At 55.1% G+C, this 18178-nt stretch carries 15 protein-coding genes; 5 read left to right on the plus strand and 10 right to left on the minus strand.

The window, feature by feature from the left end; translation table 11 throughout:
* Nucleotides 1–377 precede the first annotated feature (377 nt).
* Both NZ823_10700 and NZ823_10705 read right to left on the minus strand, forming a co-directional pair.
* A complete protein-coding gene (locus NZ823_10700; GenBank protein MCS6805593.1) occupies nt 378–1403 on the minus strand; it encodes a VWA domain-containing protein in 1026 nt (341 codons plus the stop codon).
* 45 nt (nt 1404–1448) lie between these two features.
* Nucleotides 1449–2402, minus strand: coding sequence for a VWA domain-containing protein (locus NZ823_10705; protein MCS6805594.1), 954 nt, complete (start codon nt 2400–2402; stop codon nt 1449–1451).
* 280 nt (nt 2403–2682) lie between these two features.
* Between NZ823_10705 and NZ823_10710 the strand changes: the two genes are divergently transcribed.
* The gene (locus NZ823_10710) at nt 2683–3660 is read left to right on the plus strand and encodes a VWA domain-containing protein (protein ID MCS6805595.1); all 978 of its coding nucleotides are present in this window, start codon (nt 2683–2685) and stop codon (nt 3658–3660) included.
* 8 nt (nt 3661–3668) lie between these two features.
* On the opposite strand, the gene mutS is transcribed toward NZ823_10710, so the two are convergent.
* Nucleotides 3669–6311 (minus strand): DNA mismatch repair protein MutS, encoded by a 2643-nt coding sequence (mutS, locus tag NZ823_10715; protein MCS6805596.1) that lies wholly within the window; start codon nt 6309–6311, stop codon nt 3669–3671.
* 90 nt (nt 6312–6401) lie between these two features.
* Between mutS and tsaB the strand changes: the two genes are divergently transcribed.
* Complete coding sequence (tsaB, locus tag NZ823_10720; GenBank protein MCS6805597.1) at nt 6402–7190, plus strand: tRNA (adenosine(37)-N6)-threonylcarbamoyltransferase complex dimerization subunit type 1 TsaB; 789 nt, start codon at nt 6402–6404, stop codon at nt 7188–7190.
* A gap of 16 nt (nt 7191–7206) precedes the next feature.
* Here the strand turns inward: tsaB and NZ823_10725 are convergent, their stop codons facing one another.
* The 4 genes from NZ823_10725 to NZ823_10740 all read right to left on the minus strand — a co-directional run bounded on the left by NZ823_10725 (nt 7207) and on the right by NZ823_10740 (nt 12143).
* The gene (locus NZ823_10725; protein MCS6805598.1) at nt 7207–8685 is read right to left on the minus strand and encodes an Nramp family divalent metal transporter; all 1479 of its coding nucleotides are present in this window, start codon (nt 8683–8685) and stop codon (nt 7207–7209) included.
* A gap of 152 nt (nt 8686–8837) precedes the next feature.
* Nucleotides 8838–10115: an amidohydrolase gene (locus tag NZ823_10730; protein MCS6805599.1), complete on the minus strand. Its 1278-nt coding sequence runs from the start codon at nt 10113–10115 to the stop codon at nt 8838–8840.
* Between the two features lie 401 nt (nt 10116–10516).
* Complete coding sequence (locus tag NZ823_10735) at nt 10517–10972, minus strand: hypothetical protein (GenBank protein ID MCS6805600.1); 456 nt, start codon at nt 10970–10972, stop codon at nt 10517–10519.
* 13 nt (nt 10973–10985) lie between these two features.
* On the minus strand, nt 10986–12143 hold the full coding sequence (locus NZ823_10740) for an ATP-binding protein (GenBank protein ID MCS6805601.1): 1158 nt from the start codon (nt 12141–12143) through the stop codon (nt 10986–10988).
* A gap of 252 nt (nt 12144–12395) precedes the next feature.
* Here NZ823_10740 and NZ823_10745 point away from each other — a divergent pair, with 252 nt between their 5' ends.
* The 3 genes from NZ823_10745 (at nt 12396) to NZ823_10755 (ending at nt 15179) form a co-directional block, all read left to right on the plus strand.
* The gene (locus tag NZ823_10745; GenBank protein MCS6805602.1) at nt 12396–13091 is read left to right on the plus strand and encodes a gamma-glutamyl-gamma-aminobutyrate hydrolase family protein; all 696 of its coding nucleotides are present in this window, start codon (nt 12396–12398) and stop codon (nt 13089–13091) included.
* Nucleotides 13092–13104: 13 nt separating this feature from the next.
* Entirely contained in the window at nt 13105–14346 is a 1242-nt protein-coding gene (locus tag NZ823_10750) for an MFS transporter (protein MCS6805603.1), read from the plus strand.
* A 74-nt stretch (nt 14347–14420) separates the two neighbouring features.
* Nucleotides 14421–15179 carry a 3-oxoacyl-ACP reductase FabG gene (locus NZ823_10755; protein ID MCS6805604.1) on the plus strand — a complete coding sequence of 253 codons (759 nt, stop codon included), beginning with the start codon at nt 14421–14423 and terminating at the stop codon, nt 15177–15179.
* Between the two features lie 526 nt (nt 15180–15705).
* Here NZ823_10755 and NZ823_10760 read toward each other — a convergent pair.
* The 3 genes from NZ823_10760 to NZ823_10770 form a co-directional block, all read right to left on the minus strand.
* Nucleotides 15706–16239, minus strand: a complete 534-nt coding sequence (locus NZ823_10760) for an outer membrane beta-barrel protein (protein MCS6805605.1) — start codon at nt 16237–16239, stop codon at nt 15706–15708.
* Nucleotides 16236–16901: a hypothetical protein gene (locus tag NZ823_10765; GenBank protein ID MCS6805606.1), complete on the minus strand. Its 666-nt coding sequence runs from the start codon at nt 16899–16901 to the stop codon at nt 16236–16238. Before NZ823_10765 ends, NZ823_10760 begins: the two co-directional genes overlap by 4 nt.
* Nucleotides 16898–18178, minus strand: a 1281-nt coding sequence (locus NZ823_10770) for a hypothetical protein (protein ID MCS6805607.1), incomplete at its 5' end; no start/stop codon positions are given. The genes NZ823_10770 and NZ823_10765, both read right to left, overlap by 4 nt.

Raw genomic sequence — 18178 nt, forward strand, 5'->3', positions numbered from 1 at the left:
TCGCCAGGAAAGCGGGCAGATAGGGAGGCCTGTATGGGGGCCTCGCTGTGGGCCCCCGCGTAGTATGCGTGTGAGCGGATAGGACCGAATTCTTAAACCCGCAATTGGTACTGTCCATCTATGTTCATCAGCGGTGGTTCCGAGGAATCGCTCAAATGTTGTTTTCAAGGAAATCGCTCATGGGCAATGAGCCCACAACGAACGATGAAAATGGTTATTTCCAGAGGAATCGTCCATGAGTTCTGCGCTCGCCACGAAGCATGAAAATGGTTGTTTATAAGAGGAGCTGGTAGTAAATTTCTGCTGGAGCGACGCGCGTAGCTAATCATCCCCTATCGAAGGCCCCTGTGTGAGGCCAGCCAGGGAAATATCGGGAGCTATCGCTGAGTTCCTTTCAGTGCGTAGTAACCGAGCCGATGCCGGAAACGCAGGTCTTTGCGGTTTGGGGCGCGTACTTCAATCTTCCTGAAACTGCCGTCCATCGCCGTGTTGGAAGGATAGTAGGCAATCAAATACTGGCTTCTGAGCTCCTCTTCGATTTGGCGAAAGGCTGCGTCAAGTTGTTCGGGGTTTTCAGGGAAGTAGGCGCGGCCCCCGGTTTCTTGCGAGAGTTTTTTCAGCACGCCCTCGTTGACGCCGAAGCGAAATCGGTCGCCGATGCCAACGGCATATATGGTTGCTTCGGCTCGCAACGCGCGATCAATGGCATCACCTATTTTATAACGGCTTGTCGTGTCTTCGCCGTCCGTCATCAGGATGATGGTGCGACGTCCGGGCTGGCGTCCGAGCAGGTCTTGGCAAGTGACGTAAATCGCATCATAGAGCGATGTGCCGCCGAATTTGCTCGTGTTATCGGTGGTAGTGCGCGGCGTGTACCGAACCGATTCCAATGCTCGTTCCAATCGCTCCATAGACGACGTGAAATCTTGCACCAGAATCGTTTCATCACGGAACTGAAGGATCGCCACGGAGTCTTTCATCGGCCGAACCATCGTGCTGAGGAAACGCGCCGCCGCAGCTTTTTCTTGGGGGAGCACATATTGCATGCTGCCGCTTATGTCCAAAAGCAGCGCAATCGTCAGTGGCAAGTCCGTTTGGCGGGTAAAGATGAAGATTTCCTGTAGCTGGCCATTTTCGAGGATTTGCACGTCTTCTTGACGCAGATCAGTGATCAACGCATTTCGCTTGTCTTGAACACTGAAAAAGACGTTAACCAGACGGGATGTCAAATCAATCGGCGGCTCGTCGTCTTGTTCCTGCGCGGCGGCGGGCTGGGCTTGCGCTGGCGGTTTGCTTGGCGTTGGTGGATTCTGGCTCGATGATTGAGCCGGAGCCCAGCCGTGCGTCAGGATGACGACCAGCAGCAGGCACACCAAATGCAAAGAGAAAAGCTGTTGTCGCATGGCTTCTTGTGATGCGCTCCCGTGATTGAAGCGTTGCCGAAGTGATTAGAGCAACGAATCGCCCAAGGGGGCTGTGAACCCTCGTTTGACGCGCACCCGCAGACCGTCGCGGTTGGCCACCTTGACTTCAACCCGGCGAAACTTGCCGTCACGCGCCTGATTGGTTGAGACGTAAAACAGGATGTATTGCGCGCGTAATTCTGCGCTAATGTCGGCGAAAATCTTATCAAGCTCGTCCAAGCTGGCAGGGAAATAGGCTCTGCCGCCGGTCTCTTCGGCGATGCGGATCAATTCCTTATTGCCGGGAGCATCCACGGTGCCGCGCACGACGCCAAACGGGCCAGCATTGGTTGTGCCGATGCAATAGATGGTGACTTCGGTTTTTTGCGCCATTTCGATGGCTTCTTCGATAGTATACCGGCTGGCCGTATCTTCACCGTCAGACAACAGAATGATGGCTCGACGACCGGGCGCGGTCGGCATTTTTTCTTCACAGACGCGGTAGATGGCATCGTACATGGCCGTTGTGCCGCTGGCTTTGACTGAATGAATCGCGTCGCGCAGGTCTTCCAGGTTGTCGGTGAAATCTTGAATGAGCTCCACACGACTACTGAATGCCACCAGCAGTGCTTCATCTTGGCCGCGCCGAATGGCCGTATCGAGAAAACTCATTGCCGCGTCTTTTTCGAACTTCAGTTTTGGCCGCACGCTGTTGCTGGCATCCATCAGCAGGCTGATATTCAACGGCAATTCGTTCTCCTTGGAGAGGGACTGAACCTGTTGCCGTTGGCCATCTTCCAGGACGATGAAGTCATTGGCTGTTAAGTCGGTGACCAATCGCCCTTTCTTATCCACGACGGTGACAGGCAAATTGACGCCAATGGTGCCCAGGATGATCTGTTCGGGATCAGGACGAGGCACTTTCTTGGCATTTTGTGCCACGACGAGAGGAACGATCAAGCCGAAGATGACAAGCAGATTCGTAATGACTCTCAGCATAGCCATGTTCTTCTTCGCACCGAGGCGCTGAATTATACGGTTCGAAGATGAGCGGTGCAAGAGGAGCGGCCGGGGCCTGCCAAGCTATCTTGAGAGGTGTTGCAGAAACTGCATCACAATTTTATGCTTGTTAGCGAATATGAAATCAGGGCGCAGCAACCAGCTTAGAAGTCACCTCGGTTGGTTCGTCCGGGCTGTCTGGCTCACGGCGCTCCTCGTATTGCCGCTCATCGCGGGCTTTGCGCAGCAGCCACAGGAACCTCCGGTCGAGGATGACACAGTGGTTCGATTGCAGTCCGAGCTGGTCTCCTTCACGGTGGTCGTTTCCACGACCGATGGTCGGCCGCTGCCGGCGCTGAAGGCGGAGCACTTCAGAGTCTTTGAGGATCACAAGCGGCAGGAGATCGTCTATTTTGCCGCTGTTGACGCGCCGGTTGACATGTTGCTGCTGATTGATGATAGCAACAGCATGCAAGAAAAAATGCCGCTCGTGAAGCAGGCTGCTGAGGTCTTTTTTGATCGTCTACGCCCGCAGGATCGAGCCGGCTTGGTTGCGTTTGGTGAGCAGACAGTGCTATTAGCTGATCTGATGCGCTCACCAACAAAGTTGAAGCAGGCGCTGGCGCGCATTCCCGCCGAAGCGGGCACGAACTTTTATGATGCGCTCTATCTGTCAGCGCAGGAGCTGGTCAGACAAGCGAGCGGTGAGCGCAAAGCGATCATTGTGCTCTCGGACGGCGTGGACACCTCCAGCTACTACAGCTTCGAGCAGGCCAGTCAACTGCTGGAACGAAGCGGCATCACAGCATATTTCATCGAAGTAGACACACTCGATGACATGATCCAGGGCTTGAAAGGCGAGCGCAAAGGCAGACCACGATTGACATTGTCGGCGGCTCAATTGGAAAAGTATCGGCGTGCCTACCGTCCCGAAGAGCCGGCGGCATTTTATCGTGACGCTCGGTTCTTCAGCGTTGAAGAACGCGTGCAGATTGCGCGCGCTCTTTATCAACTGGCTCGCCAAGAACTGCGCCACCTGGCTGAGCGGACAGGCGGTCGCGTCTTTCCGCTGAAAGATTTCTCGCAGTTGAGCGCTATTTATCATCAGATCAGCGCCGAGCTGAGCACACTTTACAGCATCGGTTACCATCCGACCAATACCAAACGCGATGGCGCGTGGCGTTCGTTGCGCGTGGAATTGAGTGTGCCTAACGCCAAGGCGCATGCCCGCTCCGGCTACTGGGCGCCGACGAAGTGATCCGCCGATTACATCAGCCGTCGCTGAAGCTGGGAGAGAATCTGCTTGGCTTGCTCCGGCGTCAAACGTTCAACGTCCAGTTGTTGAATTTCTCCGATCACCGATGTGTTGACCGCGTCGAAAAGAGATGGTTGATGCTTCCAATTTTCGCCGCGCGAGGGCAGATGTTCGGCCAGTTTGGGCTTGCCGGTTGGGTCCAGCTCGTTGGCTTCGAGATTCTGTAAGATTTCGCGGGCACGCTCGATGACCGACTTGGGCAATCCGGCCAAGCGGGCCACTTCAATGCCATAGGATTTACTGGCGCTGCCCGGTATGATCTTATGTAGGAATAGGATTTCGCCTCGGGACTCCCTGACGGCGGCTTGATAATTCCGCGCGCCGGGCAGCAGCTTTTCCAGTTCCGTCATTTCGTGATAGTGTGTGGCGAACAACGTCTTGGCTGCATGGTTGGCGTTATTATGAATGTATTCGGCAATCGCCCAGGCGAGCGAAAGGCCGTCAAACGTGGCCGTGCCGCGTCCGACTTCATCGAGCAACACCAGACTGCGCGGTGTCGCCGTGTTCAAAATGTTGGCCGTTTCGATCATCTCCACCATGAATGTTGAGCGTCCGCGTCCCAGGTTGTCGGACGCGCCGACGCGCGTGAAGATACGGTCAATCAGACCGAGCCGCGCGCTGTCGGCGGGGACGAAGGACCCGATCTGAGCCAGAATGCAAATCAAGCCGGTCTGCCGCAGGAAGACGCTTTTGCCGCCCATGTTCGGGCCGGTGATGACCAACAGGCGGTCGGTGGAGTTGTTCAGATAGAGATCGTTTGGGACGAACCGGCCTTGAATCACTTCAAGCACAGGATGGCGAGCCGCTTTCAGGTCAAGCTCGTCGCCATGATCGAGCATGGGCCGACAGTAATGGCGGCGTGCTGCCGTCTCGGCCAGTCCGGCCAGCACATCCAGCAACGCGAGCGCCTTGGCCGTCGCTTGGATGCGGCGCGTTTCGGCTGCCAGTTGACGACGAATCTCTTGAAACAGCGTCGTCTCCAACTCCATGATGCGCTCTTCAGCGCCAAGGATTTTGGCTTCATATTGCTTCAGCTCAGGCGTGGTGAATCGCTCTGCGCCGACCAGTGTCTGTTTGCGTTCGTAATCGTCCGGCACGAGCCGCAGGTTGGCTTTGCTCACTTCGATGAAATAGCCGAAGACGTTATTGTACTTGACCTTCAACGATTGAATGCCCGTGCGACTGCGCTCACGTTGCTCAATCGCGGCGATGTGTGACTTGCTGCTAGTCGCTATCGCGCGCAGTTCATCCAGCTCAGCGTTGTAACCGGATCGAATGACGCCGCCATCGTTCAGATTGACCGGCGGATTGTCGGCTATGGCCGTTTCAATCAACTGTCGCACATCGGATAACTCATCAAGGCTCTCTTGTAAAACTTGTAACAGAGAGCAAGCGGCTCCGCCGAGCATGAACTTGATGGGCGGAATCACTTCGGCGCTATGGCGCAGGGCAACAAGGTCGCGCGGACTGGCTGTGCCCAGATTGATGCGAGCGATCAGGCGTTCGAGGTCTTGCACCTTGTTCAATTCCTGACGCAGTTGATCGCGTAAAATGGTCTGTTCTTTCAATTCGGCTACAGCTTCGAGCCGTTGATTGATCTCGCCAAGATTCAGCGATGGTCTCAAGAGCCATTGTTTCAGCAGTCGCGCGCCCATCGGCGTGTGCGTAGCGTCAATGACTTTCAGCAGCGTATGATCGCGCTCGCCATCGAGCGATTCAACTAATTCCAGATTGCGAACCGTCGTGGCGTCCAGCACCATGTAATCATTCGGCTGGAAAAACGAGATGCCGGTGATATGGGTCGCTTCAGCCCGATGCATCTCTCGCACGTAATGAACGACGACGCCGGCGGCGCTAACAGCCAGTGGTTTGTCGCCGAGTCCATAACCGTCCAGTGACGTCACGCCCAGATGATCGCACAGGAGCGTGTGGCAATGTTCGTAGTTGAACAGCCATTCATCCATGATGGTGAGAACGGCTCGTTCTGGAAAGGTTGCCGGTGAGGCGACATCGCGGTCGGTATCAGTCTCAGCTTGGTTTGTCGTGGATGCCTGTCGCACCAGCGCCTCCAGCGAAGGCGGATAGAGAATCTCACGCACGGAAAAGACGTGCAGTTGCTCAACGATTTTCTTCCAAGCCTCTGGGCCGGTCAGTTCCGTTGCCCAGAATTCGCCGGTCGAAACATCCAGGAAGCTGGCGCCGGCGGCGCCTTCATAGCCGACAATCGCTGCCAGAAAATTATTGTCGCTAGCCTCCAGTAATTGGCTTTCGACCGCCGTTCCCGGCGTGATCACGCGCACGACGTCGCGTTTGACCAGGCGGGTTCTACTGGTCGGTTCTTCTACTTGGTCGCAGATGGCCACGCGATAGCCCTTGCGGATCAATTTGGCGATGTAGCCGGTCGCTGCATGATGGGGGACGCCGCACATGGGGATCGGCTGACCTCGCTCGCGGTGCCGCGCCGTGAGCGTGATCTCCAGTTCCTTGGCGCCGATGATCGCGTCTTCGTAAAACATCTCGTAGAAATCGCCCAGACGAAAAAACAGCAACGTCCCCGGATATTGGCGCTTCACCTCGTGGTACTGTCTGAGCATGGGCGTCTGCCTTTTGTCCATGTTGCGATTCAGAGCGGCGGCATGTGACTCGAAAAGTTCGGCGGCAAAATATATAATCGCGCCTTGAGCATGTCAAACCAAGGGCCGAGTGACTTCACAGCAGACGCAGCTCGTTCCGCTGCTGCTCCGTTGATTCTCGCTGTGGATACAACCTCGCGTCGGCGCAGTGTAGCGATTGCGCGCGGGACGCAGGCGCTCGGCATGTTGGCGGTTGATGCGGTTGCAACTCATTCCTGGCAGTTGCACGAGGAGATTGATCTGCTGTTGAGGAAGCTGAGTCTGAACCTGAATCAGATTGATCTGTTTGGTGTGACGGTCGGGCCTGGTTCGTTTACCGGCGTGCGCGTCGGGCTTTCCACTATCAAGGGATTTGCTCATTCGTTGAATAAGCCGGTTGTTGGCGTCTCATCATTAGCCGCTCATGCGCGGGCTGCGGGAACGATCGGCTTGGTCTGTGTTTGTTTGGACGCGCTCAGGGGCGAGGTATATGCCCAGCTCTTCGATGTGCATCAAGACGGCACAGTTGAATCGCTGACCGATCCGAGCCTTGCCTTGCCGGGGCTTGTGTACGCTTCACTGATTGATGAACCGACGCTCACGTTGATCGGCGATGGCGTGCTGGCATCGTTGGATGTTTTACAGGATGAAGCTGCCACCGCCAGGAAAAACATCATCATTTCACCCTTCATCCGATCGGTGAAGGATGCCTGGGTCGTTATTCAAGACGTTCCATATCTGGCGCCGGCGGTTGTTGCCTTGACCGTTCAGGAAGCTGAACGAGGACACAGCGCATCGGCAGCAGAACTCCTTGCATTGTATGTTCGCCCGGCGGATGCTGAACTGAAACGGCGCTACTGAGGCTGCTCGGTGAGCCTTACGTGTATGATGCAACCAGGTTGTATATCGAGAAGACAGCGTAGCCAATGTAAAACGCGCTGACGAGCGACATCAATGTTGTCATCATCACGCCTGGACGAGCCGTCGGTGGCAACAAGCGGCGATTCATGAGCAACGTCACTGGGCAGTAAATCGCCATAGCAATCCCGCCAACGAATCCCGTCAGAAAGAGGAAACCTTGCGCTCGCGTTGATGTTTCCAGCACATAAGTCAGCAGGCAACCGAGGCTCATCCACAGCGTTGCCACCAAGGCATACCAAAAGCCTAATGGCCGCGCTCGTCCAAAGGCGAAATTGGTATGGATGATGTCGGAGATGCTGCGGGCGACGCCGTCAACCAATGTCAGTTGCGTTGACATCAATGTGGCCACTGCGACGAGCAGGAAAACGGTTGTGGCCGGCTTGAAAATCTGCCCCAAAGCAATCGCTTCGAGCGAGAGAAATGTGATTTCCTTGTTTTGATAAAATGGCTGCATGCCGTGCCACTGGATACTTCCTTGTTGCGTCATCGGGTAGACAACGGCCAATGAGGCGAAGATGAAGAGAAAAATCGTAAAGCTGTTGAGCAGCCAGAAAAACAGCAGTTGGTCTTGAATCGCATGTTTCCACCATTGTCGCCACCGGCGCGCATTGGCATAGTTCTCGACGAACCGATAGCCGGTCAATGAATCGCGTGGATGCCGATCACGTAAGATACTGGTCAGAGCCGGCAGTCGCGCGCCCATGCCCATGTGCTTATCGCGCAGGTAAAAGCTGAAAAAGAGATTGGCCGTGCCGCCCGCGCCGGCAAAGACGATCCAACTGAAAAACTCAGCGTAACTGATCGCCGGGTGCTTGTACCCAACGTTGAGCGCGCCTTGGCCAATCTCCTGCCATAGACGAGGCGAACCAGACAACCACGCCAACAACAATAAGCCAACGAGCACGATGATGACCATCGCTGAGGTCGAACGTTCGACAGATTTGTAAATCAGTGTTGGTCCAAAAAGCGTCAGCGCCACCAGCGCAAATGTCAGCGTTGTCCAAAGCCAATCGGGTCCGCCTTCCTGCGGCGTGGCCAGCGGGCCTAGAAATAACGCTCGCATCGCTTCACCACAACTGCGAGCCCAACCGGGCAGCAACCAGGAAGTGATGTTGATCAAAATGAACAAAGGAGCAAAGCCGCGCCAAATGCGTGAAAATCCAGTGTACGCGGTTTCTCCGGTGGCCAGCGTGTATCGCGCCACTTCAAGGTTAATGATCATCTGCAAGAGAATGCCTACGCCAGCCGCCCAAATCATCCCTGTGCCAAAACGGCCCACAGCCGTTGGCCAAATAATCAATTCGCCTGCGCCGATGGAAAGACCGAGCAGCACAGCCCCCGGACCAACGAGTTTCCAGAAGCTACCCGGATAGGCCGGCAAATCAGCCGGTTGATATGGCGGCAGATGCGCGCTTCCGAAAGGAGCGAGTCTCAACTTCAGGAACAAGCCCCGAAGCAAATTCCAATGCCCAGGACGTGACGTGATGGGCTTGTGACTGTTGTTAAGCGCATGGTTGCTGCCACATGACAGGCCCATCATCATCGCTGGCCCCGTTTAGCATTTCGATATTCGCGCTTGAGGCCTTTCTATTTGGCCGTTTGCTCGAGGTAATCGAGCAATAGATTGGCAGCCACTTTGGTGCCGACGAGCAGACTGTCTTCATCCACATCAAACTCCGGCGTATGGATCATCGCGGTGATGCCTTTGGCTTTGTTGCCAACACCGAGAAAGAAAAAGAAGCCTGGCACCTCTCGCGCCAGGTAGGAGAAATCTTCGGAGCCCATTTGCGGCGGCGATGAGAACACGCGATCAAGCCCGACGACGCGGCGAACTGTGGGAAGCATCTGTTGCCCGAGCTGGGGATCGTTGATGGTGACGGCTGCGCCTGGAATGTAACTCATCGTGTAACTGGCGCCAAAGCTCTCGGTCACTCCTTTGAGCGTTTGATGAATCATCTGTTCAACCATGCTGCGTGTCTGTTCGTTCAACGTTCGCACGGTTCCTTCCAGTTTGACTTCGTCGCTGATGATATTGAACCGGTTTCCCCCTTGGATGCTTCCGATAGTGAGGACAATCGGGTCTTGTGTGTTTGTGCGACGCGATCGAATCGTCTGAAGCGCAACGACCGCGTGAGCGGCCACCACAACGGCGTCTATGCCTTCATGCGGATAGGCGCCGTGTACCTTTTTGCCGCGAATCGTAATGGTGAAGCGATCAGCCGACGCCATGACGGGGCCGACATTGTAACCAATAGTGCCGACTTCCATCAGCGGCATGACGTGCAATCCGAAGATCGCTGATGGGCGGGGATTCTCCAGCGCACCTTCTTTAATCATCAGCAACGCGCCGCCTTCTTCGCCGGCTGGCGGGCCTTCTTCAGCCGGCTGAAATAGGAATTTGATTGTGCCAGGAATGTAGCTTTTCATCTGACTGAGCACTTCGGCCACGCCTAGTCCAATGGTCATGTGAACATCGTGGCCACAAGCATGTTTGACGCCGGGATGACGCGATTTATAAGGCACGTCAATCGTCTCCTCGATCGGCAACGCGTCCATGTCGGCGCGGTAGGCCACAACGGGACCTGGCTTGTCGCCTTTGAGCAGCGCCACAACGCCGTGCTTGGCCACACCGGTTTTCACCTGCAATCCAAGCTGACGCAATCGCTCGGCGATGACGCGGGCGGTGCGCTCTTCACGGTTGGAGAGTTCCGGGTACATGTGAAAGTCTCGGCGGGTCGCCACCAGTTTATCCTTCATGGCTTCGACCAGACGAGCAATTTGTTCAGTGGCGGCGGCGCGTTGACTGACCACCGACTGCGGCAGCATACAGACGATCAGAATGGCAATCAGACATGACTTGTTCACGGTTATTCTGACTCCTTCTCGATTGATTTCGTGCCTAGGAGGCCTTACAGTAGCAAATTTCCTCATCGCCTGGCAACAGTGACTAGCCGTTTCAGAGAAGAGTGCTCAAAAGTGGGAAAAGAGGAGTCTTGGCTGTTACCAGGTTTGGTTGAACACGGCCTTAGGGGACGGATTCTGTTGTTTCCGACGCTTTGGTCTTCAGGCTAGTCGGCTCAACTCACCTCACACTGCTTACACTGCGCTTGCGCTTTCTCCAATCGCTTTGGGCCTTATGTGCACGATGGCTCGCTGCCGACGCGTTTGATTTCCTCGGGCCATTCCTTAATTCCACACACTGTCGGAGGGATTCCCTTCTTTCAGGCACCAATGTGGAAACGATCACTCTGATGGCGACTGTATCATTACAAACGCAACACTCGCATCGGCCCACGCAGGCCGGCTTGGGCCAATTTTTTGGCCTGGGGAGAGTTTGGTGTAATTGCGATACGACCGTCGGTGGACACCCAGTAATAGTCGCCCTGGGTTATCTTGTTCAGTGCTGGGGCGTGGTTAGACAACCAACTTTTCAGCCATTCCAATTTGCCTAGCATGCCTGTGATGCTATGGGATGACGCAGGATGCACTTCTACCCACACGGCAACTTCGCTATTGCTGCGGCGAACTCCGATGCCGTAGTCCCAGCGGGGCTCGTTTGGATAGGACTCTTTGAGGGCACTGTCCAAATTAACACTTCCGCTCAATTGTTGAGGCTTGGTGTATCGTATGCGGGCGGCATCGTTGTCAGACAAGGCCTGCAATCCAGGCCGGTAATGGTGGCTGAGGTTCGAAGTTAGGTTGACCGCTTCCTGGAAGGTCATAATTCAGGTCTAGTTAACCATGTCGGTTCACCACGTCGGCCACGACCTTATTCACAAGCCCGCTGAATTCAGTGAGGCCTCCCCAGCCGGCTTCCCTTTCCTCTTCCGAGCCGGGGTCTAATCTAGAAATGTCCCTCGTTTGACCATCGCGGCCAAAGTAGTAGACTCGGACTTCTTTTTGTAGCACGGCGGAAGCGACCTCCTTCATCGGCTTCGTCTTGCTCACGTTGAATAGATCGAGCAAATCACTCGGTTCGACTTTGTGTTCGCGCATCATCTGCATTGCCCAAACTACATCGAGCACATGTGTTGAGTGGGTGGAGATACACACTCTGTACTCCCGCCACAAAAGCTCCATGATCAATAGCAAGACGACAGAGATGGCGTTCGGGTGCAATCCCATTTCCAATTCCTCGATGATGACCCAGTTGATTTGATCCCGTCGTTTTACTTTCGCGGCAGGCATAAGCCAATACAATCCCATTAGCAGCGGCACAAATTCACGTTGTCCTGCTGACCAAGCCAAATAGGGAATGGACTTGCTAGCATCACTCCGCCGCAACACCAACCGCTTTTGTGCACCGTGCCGATCAACGCGCAATCCGAATCCACCAAAAACATGTTGAGAAAGTAGATCGCGGTACTCCTTCTTAAGCCGATTCGTTTGGGGGAATAAGGCTTCCGCACGACCTAATTCCTGTTCCATGAGAATCCGAAATGTCTCGCTGAAATCCCGCACTGTGAACGGGTCTTCGCTCGCAAAACTTGTAAACGGACGGGGCCAGCCATTAGCCAATGAAAGCACCCGTTGCGCGGGAATGTAGAAGACTGTGTGCTTCTTCTTGCGGTTACGCACTCGCACCAGCTTTCCAGCATCATACGGTTGCCCATTCACCACAAGGGCGCTCGGAGGGGTGTCATTACGCCAAATCTCTTGCATCCCTTCGCCGAAATATACATCTAAGAAGGTCGGCAATGAGCCGCGCCAGTCAATCCCGTGCTTGCGCAATTCATCATGAACGTAGCCGATGTCAGCCACTAGCTTCAGGAACTGCAGAAAGATGCTTTTGCCGGTCGCTTGCGGGCCGACTAACACTGTCCAGTCACCGAACGAGATGTCCGCTTGTTGAATTGGTCCCAGGCGCTCTAATTTCAACGTCGAGATGTTCATTTGTTCTTTATTCTCTCACATGCATATTGCTTTTTCCAGCGGGGGTCAACGAACAATCGCAGCCACCGAATGCGCCGCCCTCGTGCTCAATTGATGTCAACCCTTATGCATATAGTCTGCCACCGTGAGCGTTGCCCTTGAAACAATGTTACAGTGGCAGCGAAATTGACAAGACCTGCAATGAGCCGGTAAGCTCTCGAACTTGCGACGCAATAGACCAAACTCATGAAAGAACCGCTGATACTACTACCCATGCGCTGGAACCCTGCGAAGGAAACTTTCTATCTACGTCGCCACTATGCCGAGGCCGTGTTTGAATCGGGCGGCATTCCGGTTTATGTTCCGCTGATTCCCGATGAGTCTTACATTGATCAGTTGGCATCGCGCGCCGATGGCATCATCTTGACGGGCAGCCAGAGCGACATTGATCCGGCTCGCTACGGCCAGCAACGGCATCCACGATTAGGCGACGTGCACGAGCAGCGGGATGAGGTAGACATGTTGCTCCTGAAGAGCGCCGAACGACGACATCTGCCTGTCTTAGGGATTTGCTTCGGGATGCAATCATTGAATGTCTATCGTGGCGGGACATTGATTCAGGACATCTCTGATCAGTTGGGCAGCCAGATCGAGCATGAGCAATCAATGCCCTATGACCACCCGTCGCATCGGGTGGCATTGTCTGCCGATTCGATCTTAGCTCAACTTGCAGGAACCACGGTCGTTCGCGTCAATAGCCTGCACCATCAAGCCGTTGATCGAATCGGTCATGGACTGCAACCGATCGCCTGGGCGCCGGATGGAGTTGTCGAGGCGCTAGTCAATACAGTGCCAGAGCAGTTCATGCTGGCCGTGCAATGGCATCCTGAATTGAGTTTTGCTGCCGATCCGTTTTCGCGTCGGTTATTCGCATGGTTCATTGAGCAGGTCAGGGAAGTTCGCCAGTAAAACCGAACAGATCATGTGGACAGAGTCAAAAGCAGAACATGTCGAACCCACCCGATTGGACAAGCGAGCTGTTGCTGTACTGAGCTTGGGCCATTTGGTCAATGATGCCTATTCGAGCACGATTTATCCGCTGCTGCCACTGCTCGCCGCGCAGCTTCGATTGAGCGAGGTTCAGGTTTTTTTCCTGGTGCCCACGCTTTCGCTGACCGCCGCTTTTTTACAGCCGTTGTATGGCTTCATTTCGGATCGGTACAGTCGCCGCATGTTTGCCGTGTTGGGGCCGGCGGTCACGGGCATCTTTATGTCCCTGATTGGCGTTGCGTCTTCGTATTGGCTGCTACTGCTATGTTTGTTTTTCGGCGGTATTGGCGGAGGCGCATTCCATCCACAGGCCGCTTCATTGGTCTCGCAATCAGGTGGTGAGCGGCGGCGCGTTGCGGTTTCCATATTTACGTCGGCAGGCACGTTGGGCGTTGCCATCGGACCTTTGATGATTGCTTATGTGGTCGGAGATAACGACCTGTCAAAGACCGTTTCGATCATTGGCTTCGGCGTCATCATCTCTCTCTTCTTGTATCTCTATTGCCCACCAATGAAACAATCGCCCGGCGACCGACCCAAGACGGGGTTTGATCTTTCCTTTTTGACCAACGCCGGCGCGCGTGGGCCGTTGATCGTCCTGTATGCCGTTTCTCTGAGTCGTGCTTCGCTGCACTTATTGATCGCTAACTTTTTGCCGTTCATTTTGCGAGACCAGGGTTACAGTTTGCAGGCGACAGGTGGAGCCATGTCCGCATTTCTGCTGGCGGGCGCGCTGGGGAGCTTTCTGGGCGGCGCGTTGGCTGAGAGGTTTGGCGAACGAAAATTGAATGCATTGTCCGGATTGCTGACAACCGTCTTCATCTGCTTTGGATTGTTCCTCCCCGGCATTTTGGGTCTAACTCTGTTTTTACTTGGGACCGCCTCGTTGATGTCAGTCATTGCCGTCAATGTGACGCAAGCGCAAGAACTGGCTCCGAGTCACACGTCAACAGTTTCAGCGATGTTGATGGGATTCGTCTGGGGTGTCGGTTCGCTGAGCGTTCCATTGATCGGACCGTTTGCCGCGACATGGGGATTTCGTCCGGTTTTATTGGTGATGGCTGTTGGACCGTTGCTGACGGGGTTGTGGGCGCTGAAGTTGCGCGAGAGCCGCACAACCCGCCGCGCTCGCGTGGATGATGTGTCTGTGGTCGTCTCCGCTGGCGCTGATTAAGTTCTGAGCAACCGTTCAGTATGATCACACTGGAGCGTCAAACGGCTGTGATTTCATCTTAGAACCTGTTCAGTATGATCTCACTGAAGCATCAGACGGCTGTGATTACCGGTGGGTCGCGCGGGATCGGTGCGGCAACGGCCCTAATGTTCGCCCAGGCCGGAGCTAATGTTGTGGTCAATTACTTCCAACGGAAAGAGGCTGCGCTGACGATTGTTGAGCAGGCTCGGCGTTATGGAGTTGGAGCCATTGCTGTCAAAGCCGATGTATCCAAATTGACGCAAGCGCGCCGACTGTTCAAAGTCGCAGTGGAGAAGTTTGGGCGAGTAGACATACTGGTTGCCAATGCCGGCATTTGGCACGGGGCGCCGATTGATCAACTGGATGAGTCATTGTGGGATCGAGTCATCGCCATCAATTTGAAAGGCGTCTATACCTGTTGTCATGTGGCTGCTCCGTTGATGAAGCAACAACATCGCGGGAAGATCATCCTTGTTTCCTCAACTGCCGGTCAGCGGGGAGAAGCAAATTACTCCTGCTATGCCGCCGCCAAGGGAGCCGTCATCAGTTTCACCAAATCCATTTGTGTTGAGCTGGCCCCTTTCGGCATCAACGTCAACTGTGTTGCGCCCGGCTGGGTTGATACAGAGATGGCGGCGCCGGCACTACGTGATCAACGACAACGACGACAAATTGAATCGCAGATTCCGCTTGGACGAGTCGCCGCGCCTGAAGATGTGGCCGGCGCGATTCTGTTTCTCGCGTCAGACTTGGCGCGTCACATCACAGGGGAAGTGCTCAATGTCAATGGTGGCTCAGTGCTCTGTGGTTAAACTCCCACTGCGAGGCGATGCCCAAAGAACGATAAAGACGACGAGATTCATCACCAACCCTCAAGCAATAACCACGGATTGGACAGACTCACACAGAGTCTTACGCCAAGTGTGAAGGGAAAAGACCAATGCTCATGGAGCCAAAAGCATGCCCAGAGATGATCTGACCGAGCGGGCATCTGCGATCTTCACTCGCCATTTGGTATGTGGCCCTGCTGGGGCTTGGGGGGCGGCTCGCTATGCAAGGCTGTAAACATGTCGGCTCGCTGGGACGCACTCATACCAGACGCGCACACAAGATCGGAGACGGCCGCTTGGGCAGTTCTATTGCTGCTCTCCGTCTCGCTTCATCACATGGGGCCTCTCTTTGGCCTATTGTACGAAATTAGCCTGCGGAACACATGAACGACGCGAAAGAATTTTTTCATCCTTCGTGGCGTATGCGAAACACATGGATGAGTCCCCGAAACACCAAAGCCGATGCCTCTGCGTCTATGTGCTGGTCATCAAGCCTCTCAATCGTTTCTCAGAAGCGAAGCACCACGCCGGCTCGAACGCTCAGCAAGTGCTGTGGTGAGCCGGGCAGGGGATAGTATCCGCTGCCTCCCGTGCGGATGATCTCATCACGAAGCTCTACCCGCAGACCTAGATTTTCCAGAAAGTAATACTTGAACCCCCCACCCAGCCGGATCACCACTTGACCTTCGATCTCAGTAAAATCGGTGGAGGTTTTTCCGATCCCTGCCGTGACATAAGGAATGAATCGTCGGGTTTCATCGGCTGGCCGGAAATGATAGAGCGCAGCCACCTGCGCTCCAGCGAAATCATCTCCTCGGATATAAAACAGCTCGAATGCGCCTTCCACGGCCAGATGATCCGTCAGATGCCGGGTATATGCCAGGGTGCAGGCTGGCGCGGAGACACTCTTTCCACCGCTCAGCACTCCACCACCGCCGGCGGAAAGACTCACCTCATTGTTTTGCGCCCAGGCAATCATAGGACATATAACCGACAAACAGCACGCTGCTAAGAAGTTTAGTGTCACTCTTGTGAAACTCACAACGCTCTCCTTTCGGTCGGCGTGGCCAGAAAGATCGCGGAAGCAACCGTGCCTCCCGTCACTTCGGCAGTGAACGCCACCGCGTTGGAATCGTCGAGCGAGAACCTGGCGGTGAAAACCATGGGGGATAGGATTGGGAATTGAATGATCCTCACATCGGGGGAAAAACGAGAGAAAATACCGCCGCCGGTGCCGGGCGCTTCTTGCCCCTGTAAGGCGACCGGTAAGATCATGTCGCCCACTGCCAGAAAGAGTCTTTCTTCAAAAGAGAAGGGATTCGGAGCCCTCGATGGCAAGGTTGCTTGAAAAGCAACTGCGTCGTTATTGTTGATCAGCGGTTGAAAGAAGCTAATGAACGTTTTGCCGGCAGTGCCCGGCGCAATCTCTCCCGTCAATGCGATCGGCCTGATCGTTCCGTTTCTGGCGATAAATAGCCCCTGACCGCGACTTCCCCCTTCAATGCTGGCCTGGAAGACGATTGAGCCATGATCATTGATTGAAGGAGCGCCAAAGTTGGAAAACCGACCACCACCTGTGCCCGGCGCCACCTGGCCGCTCAAGACGACCGGCGTGATCACGCCTCCTGAAGAGACAAAGATGCCGCTACTGGCGCGACCGCCCGTGAGCGACGCGCGGAAAGCCACAGCGCCGGTATTATTCATCGAAATGCGTCCCGGTGCCTCTGGCCCAGGTCAAACGGAAAGAGAGCTGGTATTTCGAAGAATGCTGGAGTGCCAAAATCGGAGAACAAACCGCTATCAGTGCCTGGCGCTGGTTGACCGTCTAGCGCAACCGCGTTCAGGCGGCCGCTGGCGTGCTGGAAGATGCCGCCGATAAATTGAAATCCTGGCTCGAATGAGATTCGGCGAAGGTTGTAAACCGAATGGAACGCCACCTCGTTTCGATTGTTCAATGCGGGCGGTCCAAAGAGTGTCAGCCATTGGTTGCTCGTCCCTGGCGCCGCCTGACCACGCGCGGCTAACTGCCGCAAACCAGCATCAGTAAAGAGATGAATACCTGAACCGGTGGGAGGCGGAAGCGACGGGAAAAATTCAATTCGCCTGAAATCCTGTACGAAAAAGGCAACGCTTCCATGCCGATTTATGGCCGGGGCACGTACGAAAGCAATGACGTTATCAGGTAAGATTGGTTGACCTGGCAGAGCGACCCGCCCGAATCCTTCGTCAGAGGCCGTATAAATTCCGAAGCCATTGCCGGGAACGAACGCGACAAAAGCTAGGCCAAATTGACTGAGTGAGACATCGGAGAATTCAGCAAATGAAGCTCCTAGCGGCAGCGGCGTGAGCGTAGTGACGACGGCGTGACGACGGTTGCCGGAGATCACGAAGATGCCACTGGCACTACCGCGACTTGTTGTCGCTCCGGCTCTGAAGGCAACTTCACCAGAGTTGTTTAGTGACACGAAAGGTTGAGTGAGCACCGAAGGAAAAATGAGAGCACCTTGAAGAGGAAAGGTGAAGTGCGAGAAGCGGCCTTCATCGAGGCCTGGAGCTTCCTCCCCTTGGAGAGCTATAGCACGGAGCGTCCCTGCTGAGGCGAGAAAACAGCCTTGTTGTGGCGACCGAATGTCTGTTCCGAAAGCAGCGGAGAACGCGACCTCGCCGCTGTCATTGATGGCCGGTGGGCTCATCAATGGCAAGAACCGACCGCCGTTTGTCCTCGGCGCATCACTCCAAAACGCATTCTGATATGCTCCTGACTTTATCTTTGGAGTGCGCCGGCAGAGCGAAGCGACGACGGCGCTTTCGCCCCCAACGCCACCCACCAGGCCAAAGCGGCGTCGCGCCCTTTGGGGCTTGCCGCCGCTCTCCACATCGCATGCTCTTGCGTTCCTGACTTTATCTTGGAGTGCGCCGGCAGAGCGAAGCGGCGACGGCGCTTTCGCTACCAACGCCACCCACCAGGCCACAGCGGCGTC

This window comes from Blastocatellia bacterium (genome assembly GCA_025054955.1).
In the GTDB taxonomy this organism is placed as follows: domain Bacteria; phylum Acidobacteriota; class Blastocatellia; order HR10; family J050; genus JANWZE01.